General features: G+C 69.8%; 16 protein-coding genes and 2 pseudogenes. 1 reads left to right on the forward strand and 17 read right to left on the reverse strand.

The window, feature by feature from the left end:
- Positions 1–4: 4 nt before the first annotated feature.
- Both ASJ79_RS35325 and ASJ79_RS35330 read right to left on the reverse strand, forming a co-directional pair.
- Positions 5–127: pseudogene (locus ASJ79_RS35325) on the reverse strand (DUF933 domain-containing protein); the annotation flags it as partial.
- Positions 128–1,900: pseudogene (locus tag ASJ79_RS35330) on the reverse strand (aminotransferase class III-fold pyridoxal phosphate-dependent enzyme); the annotation flags it as partial.
- Between the two features lie 14 nt (positions 1,901–1,914).
- Here ASJ79_RS35330 and ASJ79_RS30330 point away from each other — a divergent pair.
- Positions 1,915–2,469 (forward strand): dTDP-4-dehydrorhamnose 3,5-epimerase family protein, encoded by a 555-nt coding sequence (locus tag ASJ79_RS30330; protein ID WP_067963639.1) that lies wholly within the window; start codon positions 1,915–1,917, stop codon positions 2,467–2,469.
- Here the strand turns inward: ASJ79_RS30330 and ASJ79_RS30335 are convergent.
- The 15 genes from ASJ79_RS30335 to ASJ79_RS30405 all read right to left on the reverse strand — a co-directional run.
- A complete protein-coding gene (locus tag ASJ79_RS30335; RefSeq protein WP_067963643.1) occupies positions 2,453–3,487 on the reverse strand; it encodes an NAD(P)-dependent oxidoreductase in 1,035 nt (344 codons plus the stop codon). The two genes, ASJ79_RS30330 and ASJ79_RS30335, sit on opposite strands and share 17 nt — an antisense overlap.
- A complete protein-coding gene (locus ASJ79_RS30340; protein ID WP_067963648.1) occupies positions 3,484–4,146 on the reverse strand; it encodes a PIG-L deacetylase family protein in 663 nt (220 codons plus the stop codon). Before ASJ79_RS30340 ends, ASJ79_RS30335 begins: the two co-directional genes overlap by 4 nt.
- On the reverse strand, positions 4,143–4,943 hold the full coding sequence (locus ASJ79_RS30345) for a glucose-1-phosphate cytidylyltransferase (protein WP_067963651.1): 801 nt from the start codon (positions 4,941–4,943) through the stop codon (positions 4,143–4,145). Before ASJ79_RS30345 ends, ASJ79_RS30340 begins: the two co-directional genes overlap by 4 nt.
- Positions 4,940–6,184: a class I SAM-dependent methyltransferase gene (locus tag ASJ79_RS30350; protein ID WP_067963654.1), complete on the reverse strand. Its 1,245-nt coding sequence runs from the start codon at positions 6,182–6,184 to the stop codon at positions 4,940–4,942. The genes ASJ79_RS30345 and ASJ79_RS30350 overlap by 4 nt, the downstream gene beginning before the upstream one ends.
- The gene (locus ASJ79_RS30355; protein ID WP_067963657.1) at positions 6,181–8,289 is read right to left on the reverse strand and encodes a hypothetical protein; all 2,109 of its coding nucleotides are present in this window, start codon (positions 8,287–8,289) and stop codon (positions 6,181–6,183) included. Before ASJ79_RS30355 ends, ASJ79_RS30350 begins: the two co-directional genes overlap by 4 nt.
- Positions 8,282–10,354 carry a family 16 glycosylhydrolase gene (locus ASJ79_RS34670; protein ID WP_231751101.1) on the reverse strand — a complete coding sequence of 691 codons (2,073 nt, stop codon included), beginning with the start codon at positions 10,352–10,354 and terminating at the stop codon, positions 8,282–8,284. Before ASJ79_RS34670 ends, ASJ79_RS30355 begins: the two co-directional genes overlap by 8 nt.
- The gene (locus ASJ79_RS30365) at positions 10,351–11,661 is read right to left on the reverse strand and encodes a glycosyltransferase family 2 protein (protein ID WP_067963660.1); all 1,311 of its coding nucleotides are present in this window, start codon (positions 11,659–11,661) and stop codon (positions 10,351–10,353) included. Before ASJ79_RS30365 ends, ASJ79_RS34670 begins: the two co-directional genes overlap by 4 nt.
- Entirely contained in the window at positions 11,658–12,656 is a 999-nt protein-coding gene (locus tag ASJ79_RS30370) for a glycosyltransferase family 2 protein (RefSeq protein ID WP_082754157.1), read from the reverse strand. The genes ASJ79_RS30365 and ASJ79_RS30370 overlap by 4 nt, the downstream gene beginning before the upstream one ends.
- Positions 12,653–13,579, reverse strand: coding sequence for a glycosyltransferase (locus ASJ79_RS30375; protein WP_067963663.1), 927 nt, complete (start codon positions 13,577–13,579; stop codon positions 12,653–12,655). Before ASJ79_RS30375 ends, ASJ79_RS30370 begins: the two co-directional genes overlap by 4 nt.
- A 22-nt stretch (positions 13,580–13,601) precedes the next feature.
- The gene (locus ASJ79_RS30380; RefSeq protein WP_067963665.1) at positions 13,602–14,441 is read right to left on the reverse strand and encodes a glycosyltransferase family 2 protein; all 840 of its coding nucleotides are present in this window, start codon (positions 14,439–14,441) and stop codon (positions 13,602–13,604) included.
- 485 nt (positions 14,442–14,926) lie between these two features.
- Positions 14,927–15,613: a two-component sensory transduction protein RegX gene (gene regX, locus ASJ79_RS30385; RefSeq protein ID WP_067963668.1), complete on the reverse strand. Its 687-nt coding sequence runs from the start codon at positions 15,611–15,613 to the stop codon at positions 14,927–14,929.
- Between the two features lie 7 nt (positions 15,614–15,620).
- Positions 15,621–16,814, reverse strand: a complete 1,194-nt coding sequence (locus ASJ79_RS30390) for a cell wall metabolism sensor histidine kinase WalK (protein WP_067963671.1) — start codon at positions 16,812–16,814, stop codon at positions 15,621–15,623.
- A gap of 138 nt (positions 16,815–16,952) precedes the next feature.
- On the reverse strand, positions 16,953–17,705 hold the full coding sequence (locus ASJ79_RS30395) for a phosphoglyceromutase (RefSeq protein ID WP_067963674.1): 753 nt from the start codon (positions 17,703–17,705) through the stop codon (positions 16,953–16,955).
- A gap of 24 nt (positions 17,706–17,729) precedes the next feature.
- Positions 17,730–18,245, reverse strand: a complete 516-nt coding sequence (locus tag ASJ79_RS30400; protein ID WP_067963676.1) for a YbjN domain-containing protein — start codon at positions 18,243–18,245, stop codon at positions 17,730–17,732.
- Positions 18,242–18,631: NlpC/P60 family protein (locus ASJ79_RS30405; RefSeq protein ID WP_231751102.1), on the reverse strand; the 390-nt coding region annotated here is incomplete at its 5' end. The genes ASJ79_RS30400 and ASJ79_RS30405, both read right to left, overlap by 4 nt.

Below are 18,631 nucleotides of genomic sequence, written 5' to 3' on the forward strand. Positions count from 1 at the left end.
ACTACTAGACGTTGAACCGGAACTCGACCACGTCGCCGTCGGCCATCACGTAGTCCTTGCCCTCCATCCGGACCTTGCCCGCGGCCTTGGCCGCGGCCATCGAACCGGCCTCCATCAGATCGTCGAAGACGAGCAGCGTCCCGTGCCGGTCGCACAGCTCGCGCACACCTTCGAGGAACCCGTCGGCGGGTTCGGCCGTCGCGGTCGCGGCCTCCATCACCACGCACGCCACGTCGCCGGTGCCCAGCACCGCGGCCAGCGACGCCAGGTCGTTGTACCGGAACCGCACGGTCGCCGCCGCGTGCTCGGCGGGAATCCCGCCCGCCATCGCGGTGGTCCCGATGAACCAGTCGTCGGTGGAGAAGAACGGCTGATCGCACACCGCGACCTTGACCCGGCCGGTGACCGCGCGGGCCAGCCGCACCGCCGCGGTGGTGGCGTCGGAGCCGTTCTTGGCGAACTTCACCATCTCCGCGCCCGGCACCAGGTCCAGGAAGTCCTCGGCGGCAGCCACTTCCAGCGTGGTGGGCCTGCTGAAACCGGTGCCGCAGGCCATCGCGCGGGCCGCCGCGTCGACCACCGGCGGATAGCCGTGGCCGAGCGTCACGGCGCGCAGCCCGATGCCGTACTCCACGTAGTCGTTGCCGTCGGCGTCCCACACCCGGCATCCGTCGCCGTGCGTCAGCACCGGGGGCATGAACTCCGGGTACTGGTCCGGGCCCCGCGCGTAGGTGTGCGCCCCGCCGGGCACCAGGTCGTGCAGTCGGTCCTGGAGTTGGCGGGACCGCGCGAAGGTGCGCGCGGGCGCGACGAACCGGTCGTCGGGAACCCAGCGGCCGTCCAGTTCCGGCCAGCGCGCCGAGACCTCCGCCCTCAGGTCCCCCAGCGTCAGCAACACCCGGTCCGGGTCCGCCTCGACGAGGTCGCGCGGCGAGATGATCGGCACGTCGGTGCCGGGCATCCGGCGGCCCTGTTTGGCCGGCGACGCATCGGCGACCGCGGTGATCAGGGACCGGTCCACGCCGGCCCGGGCGAACAGCGCGACGGCGCGCGACGCGGCACCGTAGGCGTAGATCCGCCGCCCGGCCCGGCGCTCCTCCTCCAGCCAGCAGCGCAGGGCCACCACCTGGGAGTCGGCGGCGTCCTGCAGCACCCCGACCGTGGCAGGGTCGGTCACGGCGGCTTCGGACTCCAGCAGGGCCTGCACCGCAGGTCCCGGGTCACCGGTTCCGTGCACGGCCGCGACCAGCACGGTGCCGCCGTAGAGGTCGAAGGTCCAGGCGTGTGCCGCGCGCATACCGACCCGGTGCAGCAGCGACACGATCACCGGCGTGGAGTAGTACGCGAAATGTCCGTGGCGCAACGAGTTCCACTGGCCGTGCGCGACGATCGCACCGAGGGAGTGGAACTGGAGCAGCAGCACCCCGCCGGGCGCGGTGGCCGCGGCGCGCTGCTCGAAGGCGGCCCGCTGATCGGCGTCGTGCATGATGCCGAAGCAGTCGAGCACGACATCGGCCGTTGCGCAGGTGGGGCGGTATCCGCGCTCGGCGAGCAGCGGCAGCCAGCTGCCGCCGTGCGGGCTGCCGAACTCCCGGATCGTGCCGCCCTGGTCCGGCGGGCGCAGCCAGCCCTCCTCGGCGACCAGTCGGACAGCCTCTGCGGCTTGATCTTTGAGCGCCTGCGGTTCCACACCGCGGGGCTCGGCGGTGTCAGTGTCGTCCTCGGCGAGCTGAGCGAGCCCGCACGCGGCGCACAGCTCCATCGCCAGGGGGTGCGACACCTCCGACGGGTCGACCGGCAGGTCGGCGGGCGGGAAGTCGTCGGCTGCGGGCACCAGGCCGAGATCGAGCACCCGGTGCAGCCGGTGGTGACCGCATCCGCGGCAACGGTCCACGCTCATGCCACCATGTCCTGGTGCGTATCGAACCGGCCCGACTCGCGGGTGTCGTGACGCTGATCCCGCAACCGCACCACGACGACCGCGGGTTCTTCACCCGTACCTTCGACACCGAGGTCTTCGACGAGTGGGCCGGCGCCCCGGGCGCGGCGGCGTCGTTCGTGCAGGACTCCCAGTCCCGGTCGGTGCGCGGGGTGATCCGCGGCATGCACGGCCGTCGCGGCGCCGGCGAGGCGAAACTCGTGCGCTGCGCCCACGGCGCCGTGCACGACGTGCTGGTCGACGCCAGGCCGCAATCGCCGACGTTCGGCCGCCACGAGGTGTTCCTGCTCGACGACATCACGTTCCGGCACCTGTACGTGCCGCCCGGGATGCTGCACGGCTTCCAGGCGCTCACCAACGTCGCCGACGTGTGCTACCGCATCAACCGGCCCCACGACCCGGCCGAGGACATCGCCGTCGCCCACGACGACCCCGATCTGGGGATCCACTGGCCGCTGCCGGCGGCCCTGTTGTCGCCCCGCGACGCGGCGGCGGGCAGCTGGGCCGAGCTCGTCACACAACTTCACTGACCCTCCGCATCGACTCGTCGAGCCGGCCGCCGTCGCGCAGGTGCGCCAGCCGGGCCAGCCGAGTGAACTTCGCGGCCATGTCGGCGGCGGTCAGTCCGTGCCGCAGGTACGCCGAGCAGAGTTCGGCGGCGCCCTCGGCGACCGACACCGAAGCCTCGAAGCCCAGTTCGCGCCGGGCCCGGCCGAAGTCGACCCGGTAGGACCGCGGATCCGCTCCGGTCTCCCCGGTGATCAGCACCTCCGACGCCGGAACCGATTCGGCCACGTGCCGGGCGATCTGCGCGACGGTGATGTTGTTCTGTTCGCTGCCGATGTTGAAGGCGCGGCAGGAGATCACCGACGCCGGCACCTCGAGGCATCGGGCGAAGGCCGCCGCGATGTCGCGGGCGTGCACCAGCGGGCGCCACGGTGTGCCGTCGGACAGCACCCGCACCACACCGGTCAGCACCGCCGAGCCGACCAGGTTGTTCAGCACGATGTCGGCACGCAGCCGCGGCGAGAATCCGAAAGCTGTTGCATTGCGCAGGAACACCGGGCTGAAGTCGGCGTCGGCCAGCGCGGCCAGGTCATCCTCGACGCGGACCTTGCTGACCGCATACGGGGTGAGCGGACGCAGCGGGGCGTCCTCGTCGACCAGCCCGTCACCGGCGGCGCCGTACACCGAGCAGGTCGAGGCGTACAGAAAGCGCCGCACCCCTGCGGCTTTCGCCATCCGGGCCAACCGGACCGACGCGTGGTGGTTGATGTCGTGGGTGACCTCGGGCACCAGCGCGCCCAGCGGGTCGTTGGACAGCGCGGCGAGGTGGATCACGGCGTCGAAGCCGCGCAGGTGTTCGGGTCCGACGTCGCGCAGGTCGACCGTGAGCCCGGGCGGGTCCTCCGGGGCCGGCCCCAGTACACAGTCGGCGAAGTACCCGGCGTCCAGACCGCTCACCTGGTACCCCGCCGCCCGCAGGACCGGCACCATGACGGTGCCGAGGTAACCCTGGTGTCCGGTCACCAGTACACGTCGGGTCATGCCGCCGCACCTCTCCGCGGGAACGCCAGCACCGTCTTCTCGGCGATGAACGCCTCGGCGTGCGGGCTGCGGCACTGCACGCCGCGCAGCCGTGAGAGCCCGAGGAAGGAGTGCTCGTCGAACCAGTCCCGCCCGGCCTGCGACGGATAGTGTTTGTGCAGCAACTCGGCCTTCTCCTCGGCGGTGGCGGTGTCGACGGGGTGGAACACGTTGGGGACCGGGGTGTCCGATTCCCATTTGAGGATCTCGTAGCCCAGCACCAGGTGGTCCCGGAACTCGGTCGGTGTCAGTTCGGCGAGCAACCGGTGATCCTGATGCGCGTCGTTGCGGTGGGTGCTGAACACCACCTGCGGCTCGCAGGTCCGGCGGAACGCGCTCAGTCCGTCCTTGACCTTCTCCCAGTACGCCGGCGTGCGCCCGTCGGGCAGACCCAGCAGCGTCACGTGCACCTGCGCACCGGGACAGAACGCCGCCAGTGCCGCGCGTTCTTCTGCTTCCCGCTCGGTGCCCGCGCCGCACAGCACCAACGCGTGCACGCGCAGCCCCGGGTTGGCCCGCGACAGCGTGAGAAGCGTTGCGCCGGCACCGATCGCGATGTCGTCGCAGTGAGCTCCCAGCACGGCGACGTCGTGCACGGGTCCGGTCAGCAGATCGATCACGAGGCTGCCTTCGCGTGCTCCCACAGCGCCCACGGCCGGTCACCGTTACGGTAGGCGGCCTCGAGCTCGGCCCGCTCCTTGAACGTGTCGGCGGGCTTCCAGAATCCGAGATGCCGGTAGCCGTAAAGCTTTCCGTCGGCGGCCAGCTGCGCGCAGGTCTCCTCGACCAGATCACAGTTCTCGGTGAGCATGTCCAGTATCCGGGAGGACATCACGAAGTAGCCGCCGTTCTCCCAGATCGGCAGCCGCGACACCGGCGTGATCCCGGTGATCGCACCGCAGCCCTCCCCGGAGTCGGCCACATCCACGCAGTGGAACGACGACTGCGGCGGCACGATCAGCATGGAGGCGATCGCTTCCGAGGCCTTCACCTCGTCGATGATGTCGTTGAGGGGTGCGTCGGTGAGCACGTCGGCGTAGTTGGCCAGGAAGTACTCGTCGTCCTCGACGAACCGGCGGACCCGCCGGAGCCGTTCTCCGATGGACGATTCGGTTCCGGTGTCGACGAACGTGATCGACCAGTCGCTGATGTCGGTCTGCAGCAACTCCACCTGGCCGCCGCGGATCACGAAGTCGTTGGACGCCGACTCCTGGTAGGTCAGGAAGTAGTTCTTGATGTGCTCGGCGCCGTAGCCCAGGCACAGCACGAACTCGGTGTGGCCGAAATGCGCGTAGTAGCGCATGACATGCCAGATCAGCGGCCGCGGGCCGAGCATCTGCATGGGCTTGGGGATGGTGTCGTCGCTGCTGTTGCGCATCCGCATTCCGTAGCCACCACAGAACAAGACGACTTTCATTTCACGGTTCCTTCCGTCGGGTCGACGATGTGCAGAGTGGGAAGTGGGAACACCAGTCGCGCACCCCATTCGGCGGTGTACGCGAGCTGGTCGGTGATCTCGTCCTGCAGGTTCCACGGCAGCACCACGATCACGTCGGGCCGGTCTTTGGCGATCTGGGCCGGGTCGTGGATCGGGATCCGCGTGCCGGGGGTGAAACGACCGTGCTTGTACGGGTTGCGGTCCACGGTGTACTCGATCAGGTCGGGCCGGATGCCGCAGTAGTTGAGCAGGGTGCTGCCCTTCCCGGGTGCCCCGTAACCGACCACGCGCTGGTCGCTGGCCCGGCAGTCGAGCAGGAAACGCAGCAGCTCGTGGCGGATGGCCTCGGTCCGGGGCCGCAGTCCGAGGTATCCGTCGAGGTGGTGCAGACCCGCCTCGTCCTCGGCCCGCAGCGCCGCGGCCACCCGCGCGCTGGGGGCGCCGGCGACCTCGCTGGGACGCGCCCACAACCGGATCGACCCGCCGTGCGTGGGCAGCATCTCCACGTCGACGACGCTCAATCCGCCCGCGGCCAGCGCCCTGGTCGCCGAAAGCACGGTGTAGTACTGGAAGTGTTCGTGATAGATGGTGTCGAACTGGCCCAGCGACACCAGGTTCAGCGCGTGGTGCACCTCGATGCTCAACCAGCCGTCGTCGGCGAGCAGGGTCCGCAGGGCCCGCGTGAAGCCCAGCAGATCGGGGATGTGCGCGTAGACGTTGTTCGCGACCACCAGGTCGGCCGGGCCGTGTTCGGCACGCACGTCCGCGGCGGTCTGTTCGTCGAGGAAGGCCGACAGCGTCGGCACCCCGCGCTCGCGGGCGGCGGCGCCGACGTTGACCGACGGTTCGATGCCCAGGCAGCCGATGCCCGCCTCGACCACATGCTGCAGGAGGTAGCCGTCGTTGCTGGCCACCTCGACGACGAACGAATCCCGGTTCAGTCCAACACGATCGGTGGCCTCGGCGACGAAACGCCGGGCATGCTCGACCCAGCTGTCGGAGTAGGACGAGTAGTAGGCGTACTCGGTGAAGTTCTCCTCCGGGCTGATCAGCGGCGGGATCTGCAGCAGCATGCAGTCCTGGCACAACCTCAGGTGCAGCGGGTAGGTCGGCTCCGGTGCGTCGAGTTCTGTTGCGGTGAGGAACTTCGCGCACGGCGGCGTGGCCCCGAGGTCCAGCACGCTGTACATCCGGCTCGAACCGCACAATCGGCACGTCATGAGCACACCTCCTGGTATCGGTACACGGTGGTCGTCTCGTCCTGCAGGCCCGGGCACCACACCGGGCTGTCGGCGAACATGTCCTCGAACCGGTCGACCGTTGCGGGATCGGCGTGTCCGAAGTAGTCCAGCGCGGTCTTGGCCTCGTCGGAGAACACGAAGAACGTCTCCCCCGCGCTGTCCGCGGCCAGCGCGGTGACTTCGTCGAACCGGTCGGCGGCGGGGAAGTCGGCGGCGAAACCCGGCCAACGCTCGAAAATCGTCTTGTCATAGGCACTGTCGAGTTCGGCGAGGGACACCGCTTGCGCCGTCGCCCTGGCCGGGAACCCGGAGGTGTGCAGGTTCCACACGGTGGCGGGCCCCCGGGTGGCGTCGATGCCGTCGATCAGGTTGTCCAGCAGCGCCAGCTGAGAGGGCTTCTGCACGTTGAGATGCCAGGTGCCGTAGTAGCCCTGCAGGCCCGCCGCGGCGATTCCGGCCAGGCCGATGGCGGCCACATACCGGCCGCCCCGGGCACGGATCAACGCGACCAGCGGCGGCGCGATCAGCACGGCACAGCCGGGCACGGCGTACAGGTAGACGCGGAAGATCGCCTCGCCGCCATAGCTGTTGAGCATCAACAGTCCGAACGGGCTGAAGGCCAGCACGGCCGGGATCACCGGGGACCGGCCCTTGCGCCACCACAGCACCACGGCGAGCAGCGCCAGCAGCACCACACCCGCGGAGAGGCCGCGGCACACCAGCGAGGTGAACATCTTCGCCGCCGAGCCGGCGTACTCGACGTTGCTGGCGCCGTTGGCCAGCGGGTTCAGGCTCGACAGACCGCCGTGCTGGAAGACGATGTAGCTGCGCGGGATCAGGTAGCCGATCAACAGTGCGGCGTAGGGCACCACCATCCAGGCCGACCTCAGCCGTCGTGTCACCGCCAGCAGGACCACCACGCCGAACACCCAGTACGGCGTCAGCTGGTGGGTCGGCACGAGCGCGGCGAAAAGGACCAGCGACAACCACCCTGCGGCGGGCGCGGTCGCCGAGGCGAGCAACGTCACGATGACGCCGATGCCGAGCACGAAAGCGTAGGCCTGCGGCGCGAAGTAGTCCTGCGCCACCCAGTTCGCGAGCTCGGCGACCATCACCGCCGCCAGGGTCTCGCGCCGGTCCAGGCCGATCGCGGCCGCCAGCGCGGCGACGACGAGCGCCAGCACCACGTGGGTCACGGGTGCGAACCAGTGCGCGATCGTCGTGGGGTCGAGCGCCGTCACGTCGCTGAACCACGCGAACGAGGTGAAGAACCCCGGCCACTCCCGGTAGACGTCGACACCCGACGACGGGAATGCCCGGTGCTGCAACAGGAATTCGACGATGCCGAGATGCTTGTAGGTCCACGGGTACACCGGCAGGTCGGTGATCAGCGTGGCGGTCAGGCGCAGCACGGCGATCACGGCGGCGATGGACGCCGCGGCGACGATCAGCGCATCGTGGCGCAGCGCGGCGACGAACGCGGCGGCCAGCACGGCGGTCACCGCGACCAGGGCCGGCCCGGTGCCGGTGAACAACAGACCGTACGGCGAGTCGGGGGCTGCCGCCATCCCGGGCAGTGCCACCGCCCATCCGCACAGCGCCGCCACGATCCACAGGTACGGCGCGGTGATCCGCCACCGCTCCGGCGACAGCGCCGGCGGCCACGCGACGGCGAGGCTGCGCCGGCGTCCGGCGTGCAGCAACGCCGAACCGGCGACCGCCAGCGCGGCCGAGAGCAGCAGCGGGACCGGCAGCCACAGCCCGGCCCAGTTCAGCACCGCGGTGCAGCCGGCCATCCCGGCCAGGCCGGTGACCGGGACGACGGCGACGGCGGTGACCGCGGGCAGCCGCAGCCACACCACCGTCGCCAGTCCCGGACCGGTCAGGACGAACACCGCCAGCAGCACCGCCCGCACCCAGGGCGGAACCGGCGCCAGCGCCAGCACGCCCAGCGCCGCGGAGACGAGCGCGAACACTTCGACGCACGGCGTGTCACCGCGGCGGTCAAGCGGTGCGACCTTGCGGTGCCTGCCGCCGGACGGCGGTGCTACGGGCCCGACCGGGCGCTCAAGGAGATCAGTCACCGGTCACCCTCACCCAGTCGACTGTCATCACGGCGGGAAACGGTGTGCTGTCGTCGGCGGGTCCGGGCCAGCGCCCACCGACCGCGACGTTGAGCAGCAGGAAGAACGGCTTGTCGAACACCCACTGCTGCTCGGCCGGCAGGTCGGCGGCGTGGAAGACCGTGGTGGTCCGGTCGTCGACGCCCATCGAGACGATTCCCGGCTCGCGTTGCACCCAGTAGGTGTGGAAGCCGTCGACGAAGCTCGGATCGATCGGCACCGAACCGGAGAGCTTGTACTCCGCACCGTCGAGGTCGGGTCCGATCGCGCCGGTGTGCAGGAAGTGCGCATCGCCGATCGTCTCGACCACGTCGAGTTCACCGCTGCGCGGCCAGCCGACGGTGTCGAGATCGGTGCCGAGCAGCCAGAAGGCCGGGTGCAGACCCGCGCCTCGCGGCAACCGGAGCCGCGCCTCGGCGCGACCGTGCACGAACGACAGCCGGTGCTGCGTGGTCAGCCTCGCCGACGTGATGCGGTTCCCGTCGCGGCGGGCGGTGATCACGAGATGGCCGTTGCCGTCCAGCGCGGCGTTCTTGGGAGAGTCGGTGTACACCTGCGATTCGCCGTTGCCCCATCCGCCGCCGCCGACGTCGTGGCCCCAGCGCGCCGGGTCCGGTGGGGTGCCGGCTGGCCCGTTGAAGTCGTCGAAGAGCACCAATGAGGCTGCCGCGGTGGGCCGTTCGACCGCGTAGAGCAGCACCGCCGGCAGCATCGCGGCGAGCACCACCGCCCCGACGCGGGTCCAGGAACGGCCGGTGGGTGCGGTGTGGCGCGGGCGCGTGCCCGGGCCGGTGCCCGCCCTGCGCAGCCATGCGACGGCCGGACCGATCAGGATGGCCGCCGACAGCGCTTCGGCCACCAGGTACGCCCAGCCGACCCCGGTCACCCCGAGCGCGCGGGTGCCCATCCACGATCCGGTGATGATCACCGTGGTGACGAGCGTCTGCACCGTCAGGTAGAGCGCCAGTCTGCGCTGCACCCGCGCGAAACCCTCGTACGCGGCTCCCACCGCGGACAGCGGCAGGAACGCCGCCGCCAGCCACAGCAGATCGGTACCCTCCGCACGGTATTCGTCACCGGCCAGGCTGAGCAGGAACGGGCCCGCCACCACCAGTCCGACCGACGCCAGCGCCGCGACCGCGGCAAGCATCCGCACCATGCGCCACGACAGCGCGTGGACCTGGTCGGGGTGTGCGGCCACCTCGGCCACATACGGGCTGACCACCAGGTGCAGCATCAGGTACAGCGCGCTGATCATCGCCCAGCAGACGGCGAAGTACGCGTTGGCGGCCGGCCCGACCTGGGTGATCACGATCAGCGGAACCACCAGGGGCCCGATGGACCACAACGACGCGATGCCGAACGACGAGCCGAAGTACGACCACATCTGCCGCCGCGGCGGCAGATTCGCCGGCTGCTGCCAGCGCGGATGGCTCCGGCTGCGGCGGTGCAGCACCACATAGGTGCACAGTGCCGCCACCGCCGCGGTCAGCGTCCAGCTCAGCACAATGGTGGCGGCCTCGTCCCAGATCGCCAGCGCCGCGACCGCCGCCAGCTTCGCCACGGCATGGGCCAGGTTCTTCGCCGCCGACCAGCGCGCCACGCCCAGGCCCGCCGCGGCCTTGTCGAGCAGCGCGAAGACCGCCAGCACAAGCACCATCAGCGGGAAACCCGCCATCGCCCAGCCGGATTGGAACAGCGGATCCCGCGGCCCGACGGCCACCAGCACCGAGCCGGTGAGCACACCCATGCCCGCGACGACGAGGAATCCGCGGTGCAGCAGGACCGGTGCCCGCGTTCCGGTCACCGGCAGGAACCGTTCGTAGAGCACGTCGAGCCCGAGAGTCGACATCGTCGACAGCAACACCGCGGAGGTGATCAGCGCGGACGCCAGGCCCACCTCGTGGGCGGGGAACAGCCGGGCCGCCACGGCCCAGAACGCAAGCCCGAGAACACCTGTCGACGCCGTCGAGACGATCAGCGCGACGGTGTTGACCCGCAGGTTGTGTTCGGCGTGCTGGTTCACGTCGTGTCCAGCAGCGGTGCGGGGCTTCGTCCCTCGCGCAGGGCCGCCCGGTAGGCGCGGAACCCGGCCACGACCGAGCGCCACGCCGGCGTGGAGAGTCCACCCGGGAGCAGGTCGGCGAGTTCGTCGGACGGTCGCGACGTCGACGCCGAGTACGTCAGATGTCCGAGGAAGGCCGGAGCCCGGCGCACCGCGGTGGCAACGGCTCGCGGCGCGGTCCTGCGGTCACAGGCCAGCTTGGCGATCCAGGCGCCCAGGCCTATCCCGTAGGTGCGGCTCTGCGCGGCGAGCCCGTCGCTGTCGGCCCGGTGCCGGTGCCACACCACGGCTGCCGGGTCGTACACCAGCTGCCCGCCGGCGTCCAGGACGCGGAAGAACATGTCGAGGTCCTCACCGCCGCCGGCCGGCGAGCCGGCCCCCAGTGCCTCGTCGAAACCGCCGAGACCCACTGCGACGTCCCGGTCGACGGCGAAGTTGGCGCCGGTGCCGTAATGCCCGACAGCGAACGGGAACAGCGGGATGTCCGCCGGCGGCGCGGCGCGGTCGAAGACGCGGGCCCGCAGACACGCCGACCAGCCCACGCGCCCGTCGAAGTACACCTGCGCCGGCGTGCGCAGTTCGGCGGCGGGCACGATCCCGGACACGCACGCCACCGACGGGCCGCGGCGGAATCCGCGCGCGACCGCGCTCAACCAGTGCGGATCGACCACGACGTCGTCGTCGGTGAACGCGACGACCTCGCCCGTGGCGGCCAACAGCCCGGTGTTGCGGGCCCTCGACAGTCCCGGCCGCGGCTCGTCGACCACGCGCACCCGGGGATCGGCCAGGCTCTCGACGTAACGACGGGTGGCGTCGGTCGCGGCGGCGTTGTCGACCACGACGACCTCGAAGTTCGGATAGTCCACTGCCCGAACCGATTCCAGAGCGGTGCGCAGCATGGCAACCCGGTCACGGGTACAGATCACGACGGTGATCGCGGGGGTGTCCGGCGCGCCGGCGGGCGGTGCATCGGCCACCGGGGGCAGATCGGCTATCAGGGCGCGCAGCCGCCGGCCGTCGAGGGCCTGACCGACGACGTCGAGTTCGACGAAACCGAGCGGTCCGGCCGCCGAACGCACCAGCAACCGCGCCCGGTGGTAGCCGGCGGCGCCCCGCAGGCGGTACCGCTGCGGTTCGTCGGCGCCGTGGTCGATGTCCACATCGTCGGTCCAGATCTCGCCGATCCAGATCGCGCCGTCCCAGGCCGGCGGTTCGGACGTCTCCAGCACCGGCCGGATCGTCATGCCGGGCACAGTCAGGTCGGTCATCTCCGGCCGCTCCGTCGGGTCAGCTTGCCGCGCAGATAGCCGGCGGTGGTGACGCCCAGCCCCAGCATCATCACCGCGGCGCGGGCGCGGCCGCCGCGACGCGGCGAGAAGGTTTCGCGTACCACCGCGCGGGGCAACACCTTTGTGCTGTACGCCCGTTCGCTGTCGAGAGACTTCGGCGCCCCGGCCAGCCGGGTCACCACGGCTTTCGACATGCCTTCGTGGTAGCAGCGGCTGACGAAGTACCGCAGCGTGGCGCGGTCCGGGCTGACGTGATGCCGGACGCCCGCGGAGGGATCCAGCAACACCCGGCCCGACGGCCGCAGCGTGCGCAACCGCAGGAAGAGTTCGGTCTCCTCGCCGCCGACCGGCAGCTTGCCGACCCGGCCCACCTCGGACCGGAACCCGCCGATGTCCGCGAGAGCGGTCCGGCGCAAGGACATGTTGCAGCCCAACGGGTTACGGACAGGTGCGAGCCGGTCGGGCTGGCCGGTGTAACTGCAGCCCACCACCCAGTCGAACTCCCTCGGCATCCACCGGGGACGGCCTCCCGGCCAGACCGGCGCGGCGGAGCCACCGACACCGAGCACGCGGGGGTCGTCGTAGTGGCGCAGCAGGGCCCGGCTCCATCCCGGCTCGGCCGCGGCGTCGTCGTCGAGAAACGCGACCACCTCGCCGTCGGCGGCGTCGACGCCGGTGTTGCGGGCACCCGACAGTCCTCGCGGACCGTTGTTGTGCCGCACCGTTATCCGGCGGTGCCCGCCGAACCGCGCGACAGCGCGGCGGTAGAGCTCGTCGTTGTGGTCCACCACCAGCACGACCTGCAGCCCGGGGCCCCGGTCGGCCAGCACCGACTCGACCGACCGGCACAGATCGTCCCAGCGCTCGGTGGTGTAGGCGCAGATCACCACGGAAAGGCTTTCCACCGGCCGCAGATCCGTCGCGCTGACGTGCGGCAGCACCCGGCAGCTCAGCACCCGCGGTTCGACGGTCATGCGTCCACCTCCACCACGGTCGTGCGCGAGGTCATGCGCCTGCGGCTGCGCATCGTGCTCAGCGCGTACAGGCCGGTCCGCCGGATCTGCATGTCGTAGGAGCGGAACCGTCCACACAGGCGGTCGCCAACCGTGATGTTCCAATCCGGGTCGGCGGCGAGCCTGCCGGAGAACCCGAGGATCTGCGTGAGCTGTGACCGGGCGGAGGTGAACGCGGTCGTGGAGCCGCTCGAGATCCGGAACGACGCGAGAGTTCTCGGCACCCCGTAGAATTCGCCGCGGCCGAGCAGCCGCACCCACAGGTCCAGCTCGCTCAGGAACGACGTGACGTGCCGGAAGCCTCCGCATCGGTCGAAGTCCGAGCGCCGGAACATCGCCGCCACGGGCGGCCCGACCGGGTTGGTGCCGCTGCGCACGATGCGGCGCACCACCTTGTCGGCCGGTTGCCTGCCGACGATTCCCGGCAGGCCGCGGTCCGGGCGCATCATCTCGCCGTCGTCGTCGATGAAATCGGTCCGCGCCGACACCAGCGTGACCTCGGGCATCGCGTCGAGCGCCGCCGCCTGCACCCGCACGCAGTCGGGCGCCAGGACGTCGTCGGCGCACACGAGTTTGACGTACCGGCCCCGGCTGCTCCGGACGGCGATGTTGAAGTTGTCGATCATCGGGACGGTCACGTCGTTGCGGAGCACCCGCACCCGCGGGTCGGTGACGCCGTCGAGCAGTCGGCCGGTGCCGTCGGAGCTGTTGTTGTCGACGACGACGACCTCGAAGTCGTCGCAGTCCTGCGACAGCACACTGTCCAGCGTGGCCTGCAGATGACGTTGCGCCTGATAGGCCGGAACACAGATGGACACTGCCGGTCGGGTCTTGCGGTCCGCGGGCGACGTCGCCGGGGCGGACAGCGGAGCGGTGATGGTCATGTCGTCAACCGCCGGCGGGGGCCTACGCCGAACGCCGCTCGGATGCCAGTGCCTGCACCACGCGGCCCGAGACGCCGGACCGGTGGTCGCGCAGCACGGTCCGCAGCACACGGAACCCGTCCCGCACCGCGCGCAGATTGGACTTGCCGTAGCGCCGGGGCATCTCCATGCTCGGCACCTCCGCGATCCGCAGGCCCGCCTGGCTCGCCCGCACCGTCATCTCCGCCTCGATCTCGAAACCTGTTGCCTCCAAACCCAACAGGTCGAGATAGCGGCGGTGGAACGCGCAGAACCCGTAGCAGAGGTCGGTCAGCTCGCTGTCGAACAGGGAGTTGAACACCGCGAGAAGGAACTTGTTGCCGGCCCGGCGGAACGGCGTGATGTCCAGCGATCCGCCGCCGGCGATGAACCGCGAACCCTTGACGAAGTCGTAACCGTTGGCCAGGAAGTGCAGGTAGTGCCGGATCTCCTGCGGGGCCATGCTGCCGTCCGCGTCCATCATCACGACGACGTCACCGGTGGCCGCACGGAAGCCGGCCCGCAGCGCATCGCCCTTGCCGGTCCCCTGCTGGGCCACCACGGTGATGTCGGGCCGGTAGCTGCGCGCGGTGATCACCGTGGCATCGGTGGATTTCCCGTCGACGAGGATGATCTCGTCGATGTCGTCGGTGATCTGTTCCAGCACCCACGCGATGTTGCGGGCCTCGTTGCGCACCGGGATCACCAGGCTGACGGTCATCGTCGACGCCCCGGCCGGACGCTGCGCGGACATCGCACGCGCGCCCCGGCCGCTGTCGATCAGGCCGGCGGTACGCATCACCGCGGTCGTGTCATGCCCGTTCTGGGCCGCCAATTCAGTCACCGCTCGACTCCAATCTTGTTCGGGATCAGACGCCCGCGTGGTTTCGGACAGCTCCCCCACGATCGCCGGCTGCGCCGTGGAGCGCACTCGATCGCAAACTTGTCTGCGTTCGCTACGACCACACTGTCGTTACCGGTTGGCATTGCTGGAGGACGCTATCAGTACGGGCTCGGCGCCGCTAGGCAAAGTTTTTTGGGGTCAGCTAACCGATTCTGGGCGCTTCCTGTGAATCGGCGGCGTCGTTAACTGTTGCCGATAAATACCAGGATATGGCCACTGACTCGCGGTTGCGGCGTACGTTCCAGACGCTCGGGGCCCCAAGTTTTGCTACCGGCTATGCAGATTCAGCAAAGAATTGACAAGAGTTAGGAAGTGTTGACTGTTACCAACGTCACGAATTTACGGCGGTTGCCAATAGGGCTCACAGCGTCGCTTTGTGACGAATAAGCAAACTGCTCAACGCAGGTGTCCACCCGCGGGGCGGCTCAGCCTTCGAGCTTGTATCCCAGGCCGCGGACCGTCACCAGATGCACCGGATTGGCCGGGTCCGCCTCGATCTTGCTGCGCAGCCGCTTGACGTGCACGTCAAGGGTCTTGGTGTCGCCGACATAGTCGGCACCCCACACGCGGTCGATGAGCTGCCCGCGTGTGAGCACCCGCCCGCTGTTGCGCATCAGATACTCGAGGAGGTCGAACTCCTTCAGCGGCAAGGTGATCGGCTGACCGTTGACGCTGACCACGTGCCGCTCGACGTCCATCCGCACCGGCCCGGCCTCCAGCACCCCCTCGCTGACGCCGATGTCGTCGTTGTCGGCACCGCGGCGCAACACGGCACGGATCCGGGCGATCAGCTCACGGGCCGAATACGGCTTGGTGACGTAGTCGTCGGCACCGAGTTCCAGGCCGACCACCTTGTCGATCTCGCTGTCGCGGGCCGTCACCATGATGACCGGGACGCTGGAACGCGACCTCAGTTGCTTGCAGACGTCGGTGCCGCTCATCCCCGGCAGCATCAGGTCCAACAGCACGATGTCGGCGCCCGCCCGATCGAATTCGGCCAGCGCGGCGGGGCCGTCGGTCACCACAGTGGTCTCGAAGCCCTCTTTGCGCAGCAGGAAGGCGAGGGGATCGGACAGGGACTCCTCGTCCTCCACGATCAGCACGCTGGTCATCGATGAATCAGTCCTCTCGTTCGGGAAGGTGGTCGGCCTCGTCGGCACCGTCGCGACGGTGATAGGCGGGAATGGACAACGTGAACGTCGAGCCGGTGCCGGGCTGGCTCCACAGCCGGATGGACCCGTTGTGGTTGGCCGCGACGTGTTTGACGATCGCCAGTCCGAGCCCGGTACCGCCGGTGGCCCGGGACCGCGCCTTGTCGACACGGAAGAATCGTTCGAACACCCGCTCCTGGTCCTCCGGAGCGATCCCGATACCACGGTCGGTGACCGCGATCTCAACGTTGTCACCGCGACGTCTGCGACTGATCGACACCGCAGATCCGTTGGGCGAGTAGGCAATCGCGTTGGACACCAGGTTCGCGATCGCGGTCACCAACAGCGTCTGGTCACCGAGCACCTGGAAGCCGGTCGGGGCGTCGGTGGTGATCGCGATGTCGGCGTTGTCGGCGGCGACCTTGTGCCGCGACAAGGCTTCGGAGACCACGGTGTCGACGTCGACGGCCTCCAGGTCGGGTAGCCGTTCGGCGCCCTGCAGCCGCGACAGCTCGATGAGCTCGCCGACCATGTCGGCCAGCCGGGTGGACTCGGTCACCATCTTCGCGGCGAAGTGTTTCACCGTGTCGGCGTCGTCGGCCGACGCCAGCACCGCCTCGGCGAGCACTCCCATCGCGCCGACCGGGGTTTTGAGTTCGTGGCTGACGTTGGCCACGAAATCACGGCGGGTGGCCTCCATCCGGGCCTGTTCGGACTGGTCGGTGACGTAGATGATCGCGAACCGGCGGTCCCGGTCGGCGAGCAGCTGGACGTGGCCCCGCACCGAGAGTGCGGCACGGGCGGGCCGGCTGCGCCGGCGGGGTGACAGGTCGAAGTCGATCGGCTCGCCGGTGGCCAGCGTGCGCTGCGCGGTGGACCAGGCCTGATCGTCGAGCAACCGGTCGTGCACCAGGCCGAGTTCGCGGGCGCGGTCGTTGGTGTAGACCACGTCCCGGAAGATGTCGACGACCGCGATGCCGACCGGAGCCTGGGACACGATGGACTCCAGCATCTGCGAGACCGTGATACCGGACTGTTCCGCCGAACGCCGCCGGCGGCGTTCCCGGAGTCGGGGCGCCACCCGGACTCCGCACGCCACACCGACCGCCAACGCGAGCAGTGCCACGACCGCTACGAGCAGCAGCGCCGATACGACACTCACGCGCAAATCGTACGCATACGGTGAACGTCATCCCAGCGGCGAGCGGCCATCTCGGGACATGTCACAGACGCGGAGACCAAAGTTCGGTCTCGTGTCCTCTGCCGTTCACCCGGCGTTCGCCTGAGCTGCCGCCGCGCGCTACTTCGCGCCCTGCGCCGCGACCGCCGCCGCCCCGGCGGCCGCGGCCTCCGGGTCGAGGTAGCTGCCGCCGGCCACGGTGGGCTTCAGGTCCACGTCGAGGTCGTACCGCAGCGGGATACCGGTCGGGATGTTCAGGCCCACGACCTCCTCGTCGGACATGCCGTCGAGGTACTTCACCAGCGCACGCAGCGAATTGCCGTGCGCGGCGATCAGCACGGTCTTGCCCGCCTTCAGGTCGGGGACGATCACCTCGGTGAAGTACGGGACGAAGCGTTCGACGACGTCTTTCAGGCACTCGGTCAGCGGCGCCCCGCCGGCGATGTCGGCGTAGCGCGGGTCGCTGTCCTGGCTGAACTCGCTGCCCGCCTCGATGGGTGGCGGCGGGGTGTCGTAGCTGCGGCGCCACGCCATGAACTGCTCGTCGCCGTACTTGGCCTTCGTCTCGGCCTTGTCGAGGCCCTGCAGTGCGCCGTAGTGGCGCTCGTTGAGGCGCCAGTCGCGGTGCACCGGGATCCAATGGCGGTCGGCCTTGTCCAGCGCGATGTTGGCGGTCGTGATGGCCCGCCGCAGCAGCGAGGTGTACAGCACGTCGGGCTGGCGGTCCTGCGCCTTGAGGAGTTCGCCTGCGCGCGCCGCCTCGGCCCTGCCCTTGTCGGTGAGGTCGACGTCGACCCAGCCGGTGAACAGGTTCAGGGCGTTCCATTCACTCTCACCGTGGCGGAGCAGGATCAACGTCGCGGTATCTGCCATGGCCTGATCTTCTCACGGCCGGGTTCAGTCGTCGCCGCGGTCGTCCTCGATGAGATGCTCGAAGGCCTTCAGGTTCTTCAACGACTCACCGCGCGACACCCGCCATTCCCACTCCTTCTGGATGGAGGTGCGAAAACCCAACTCCAACAACGTGTTGAAGTCCGAGTCGACGGCTTCGAGCACCTGACCCAGAATGCGGTCGACCTCGTCGGGGGTGACCGAGGCCAATGCCATCCGGCCGACGAGGTAGATGTCGCCGACGTTGTCGAGGGTGTAGGCGACGCCGTAGAGCCTGCGGTTGCGTTTGAGCAGGAACCGGTACACGCCCTCGTGGTTCTCGTCGGGCTTGCGGCACACGAACGCCTCGATACGCACGGAGTGCTCACCGACGGACAGGATCGTGTTGGTCTTGAGCCTGCGCTCCCCCGGCAGCGCGACGACCAGCCCGGGCAGGCCACCGGCCGCGCCCTTGTGGTGGCTGTACTCCAGATCGTGCTCCTTGAGCGTCTGCTCGATGACGTCCTGGACCGACCTGCTCATGCGCGGACTCCCCTGCGCATCGAGAAGCGCCGCCCGCTGCGCCGGACCGAGAGCTGATGCTGGGCCCGGTAATCGGCGATCGCCCGCCCGTATCCGGCCAGCAACGCGTCGACGGTGTGCGACCAGGAGAAGGTCGACGCGTGGTCGATGGCCGCGCGGCTCATCACCGCCGCGTCGGCGGCGAGCACGCCGGCCAGCGTCGACGCCCATTCGGCGGGATCGTGCCCGTCGACCAGGGCGCCGCTGACTCCGTCGCGCACCGCGACCGCGCCGCCGATGTCCTGTTCCTGGGCCAGCCGCGGAATGTTCAGCCCCGCCTCGCGGTAGGCCCACTGCGTCAATCCGCTGCAGTCCAATCCGACACCGGGCGTCGTCCCGCCCCACTG

This window comes from Mycobacterium sp. NAZ190054 (assembly GCF_001545925.1).
In the GTDB taxonomy this organism is placed as follows: Bacteria; Actinomycetota; Actinomycetes; order Mycobacteriales; family Mycobacteriaceae; genus Mycobacterium.

Bases quoted from the DNA above. Each gene is read 5' to 3' on its own strand.
- ASJ79_RS30335 (WP_067963643.1), bottom strand. From the start codon at position 3,487: ATGACCCGACGTGTACTGGTGACCGGACACCAGGGTTACCTCGGCACC.
- ASJ79_RS30345 (WP_067963651.1), bottom strand. From the start codon at position 4,943: ATGAAAGTCGTCTTGTTCTGTGGTGGCTACGGAATGCGGATGCGCAAC.
- ASJ79_RS30350 (WP_067963654.1), bottom strand. From the start codon at position 6,184: ATGACGTGCCGATTGTGCGGTTCGAGCCGGATGTACAGCGTGCTGGAC.
- ASJ79_RS30365 (WP_067963660.1), bottom strand. From the start codon at position 11,661: ATGACCGACCTGACTGTGCCCGGCATGACGATCCGGCCGGTGCTGGAG.
- ASJ79_RS30370 (WP_082754157.1), bottom strand. From the start codon at position 12,656: ATGACCGTCGAACCGCGGGTGCTGAGCTGCCGGGTGCTGCCGCACGTC.
- ASJ79_RS30375 (WP_067963663.1), bottom strand. From the start codon at position 13,579: ATGACCATCACCGCTCCGCTGTCCGCCCCGGCGACGTCGCCCGCGGAC.
- regX (WP_067963668.1), bottom strand. From the start codon at position 15,613: ATGACCAGCGTGCTGATCGTGGAGGACGAGGAGTCCCTGTCCGATCCC.
- ASJ79_RS30395 (WP_067963674.1), bottom strand. From the start codon at position 17,705: ATGGCAGATACCGCGACGTTGATCCTGCTCCGCCACGGTGAGAGTGAA.
- ASJ79_RS30400 (WP_067963676.1), bottom strand. From the start codon at position 18,245: ATGAGCAGGTCGGTCCAGGACGTCATCGAGCAGACGCTCAAGGAGCAC.